Genomic DNA, 2475 nt, shown 5'->3' with positions numbered 1-2475 from the left:
AGCCGGCGCCGGAGGCCGGCGGGACGGTCGTCGTGGTCGGTGACCGCTGGGGCGCCCTCGCCACCGCGCTGGCCGCGCACCGGCCCGTGCAGATCACCGACTCGTACCTCTCCCAGCAGGCCACCCGGGCCAACCTCGCCCGCAACGGGGCCGATCCGGGCGCGGTACGGATGCTGACGGCGCGCGACACCCCTCCGGAGCGGATCGACACCCTGCTCGTCCGGGTGCCCAAGAGCCTCGCTTTCCTGGAGGACCAGCTGCACCGGCTCGCTCCCTCGCTGCACGCGGGGACCGTCGTGATCGGCACGGGCATGGTGAAGGAGATCCACACCTCCACCCTCCAGCTCTTCGAACGGATCATCGGTCCCACCCGCACCTCACTCGCGGTGAAGAAGGCCCGGCTCATCCTCTGCACCCCGGACCCCGGGATGGCCGGGGCCCCCAGCCCCTGGCCCCGCCGCTACGACCTCCCCGACGGCATCGGCGTGATGTCCGGCCGGAGCGTCACCAACCACGCCGGGATCTTCTGCGCCGACCGCCTCGACATCGGCACCCGGTTCTTCCTGAAGCACCTGCCCCGGCGCTCCGGCCCCGACCGCGTCGTCGACCTCGGCTGCGGCAACGGGGTGGTGGGCACGGCCGCCGCGCTCGCCTGCCCCGCATCATCCGTCACCTTCATCGACGAGTCGTACCAGGCGGTCGCCTCCGCCGAGGAGACGTTCCGGGCCAACGCGCCGGCCGGAGCCGAGGCCCGTTTCGTCGTCGGTGACGCGATGGCGGACGTACCCGGCGGGAGCGTCGACCTCGTCCTCAGCAACCCGCCCTTCCACTCGCACCAGGCGGTCACCGACGCCACCGCGCGGACCATGTTCCGCGGGGCACACGCGGCGCTGCGGCCCGGCGGGGAACTCTGGGTCGTGGGGAACCGGCACCTCGGCCACCACACCCAGCTGCGGAGGATCTTCGGCAACTGCACCACCGTCGCCGGGGACCCGAAGTTCGTGGTCCTGCGGGCCGTCCGGCGCTGAGCGGACTCAGGACAGGTCGTCGCGTCCCAGCCAGGACGGCACCTGCGGCACGTCGGGTGGGCCGGGGCGGCCTCCGGGCTGCCGCGGGCCGCCGCGATTCCCGGGCCTCCCGGGGAGGCTCGGGAACGGGCTCCGGTGAGGCGTCGGCCGGGGGCTCGGGCGGACGGCTGTCGGAGAGCTGCTCGGCGATCCTGAAACGGCAGTGGAACGACCTCCAGAAGCCCTCGACGACCAGGAGGAATCCCTCCGCCTCCCGATAGAGCATCCGCCGCTCCGGGTTGGCCGGGTGATGCGGCTCGAACCGCTCGGCCCGCGCCCGCAGCGCGTCGAGCGCCTCCTGACGGGTCCCGTCCACATGGTCCAGCACCTCGACGGCCCACAGCCGGCCCCGGCCGTACCCCTGGTTCTGCTCGACGATCAGCCCCCATCTGGGCACGCCCGTCCACCCCTCCCCGTCACGCGCTCAGCCGCGGCCCGCGTACATCGACGTCCGGGGCGCCATACTAGGGACCGCCCCTTTGACGAGTACGACCGCACTCCCGGCACGACGAGGCCCCGCGCGGCCTCCCGTTCCCCCCGCCGAGCGGAAGGTACGAGCCGATGAGCGATGCCGACCCGGGGCTCTTCGGGCCCCGGTCCGTCACCTGGCAGATGCACGCCGACCCCATGATGTGGGTCGCCGGGGTACGTGCCCTGTACCTCCAGGCCCTGCATCCCCGTGCCGTCCGCGGGGTGATGGAGAACTCCGACTTCCGTGAGGACGCCTGGGGGCGTCTGGGACGTACCGCCGACTTCGTCGGGACCGTCACCTACGCCGACGCGCCGACCGCCGAGAAGTACGGGGCGCGGGTGCGCAGGATCCACCGGTCGCTCACGGCGACCGACCCGGTCACCGGCGAGGCGTACCGCATCGACGACCCCCGCCTGCTGCTCTGGGTGCACTGCGCCGAAGTCGACTCCTACCTCCAGGTCGAACGCCGCTCCGGCCTCCCGCTCACCGATGCCCAGGCCGACCGCTACGTCGACGAGCAGCGCGAGGCGGCCCGCCTGGTCGGCCTCGACCCGTCAGCGGTGCCCGCCACCACGGCGGCGCTGGACTCCTACTTCGCCGAGGTCCGCCCCGAACTCGCCGTGGGACCGGACGCCCGGGACGTCGACGACTTCCTGCGGGAGCCGCCCGTCCACCCCCTGCTGATCCCGGCGCGGGCACTGCTGTGGCGGCGCGTGGCGGCACTCGCCTACGACTCGCTGCCCCCGTACGCCCACGAGCTGTACGGCAGACCCGCACCGCCCCGGGCCGCCGTCGACCGCCGGCTGCGGGCGGCCGGAGCCGCCCTGCGCGGCGTTCCTGCACGTCTGAGGCGCCGGCTGCCCCCTGGACACGTCGCGAAGGCCATGGCACGGCTCGGCCCCGGAAGCCGCCCCTCCCCGTACAAACTCCGCAGAC

Annotated in this window: 2 protein-coding genes; both read left to right on the top strand. The window is 73.8% G+C overall.

Annotated features, from left to right (window positions below; translation table 11 throughout):
* Window positions 1-1028 (top strand): methyltransferase (locus IH13_RS0122380; protein WP_031087154.1); only part of this gene is annotated, 1028 nt, incomplete at its 5' end.
* Window positions 1029-1628: 600 nt separating this feature from the next.
* A partial coding sequence (locus tag IH13_RS38125; RefSeq protein ID WP_031087152.1) for an oxygenase MpaB family protein occupies window positions 1629-2475 on the top strand: 847 nt, incomplete at its 3' end.

Origin of the sequence: Streptomyces sp. NRRL WC-3549 (genome assembly GCF_000721935.1) — a bacterium.
Lineage (GTDB): Bacteria > Actinomycetota > Actinomycetes > Streptomycetales > Streptomycetaceae > Streptomyces.
The sequence above is the reverse complement of the archived record's forward strand: the minus strand, read 5'-3'. Positions and strand labels throughout refer to the sequence as shown.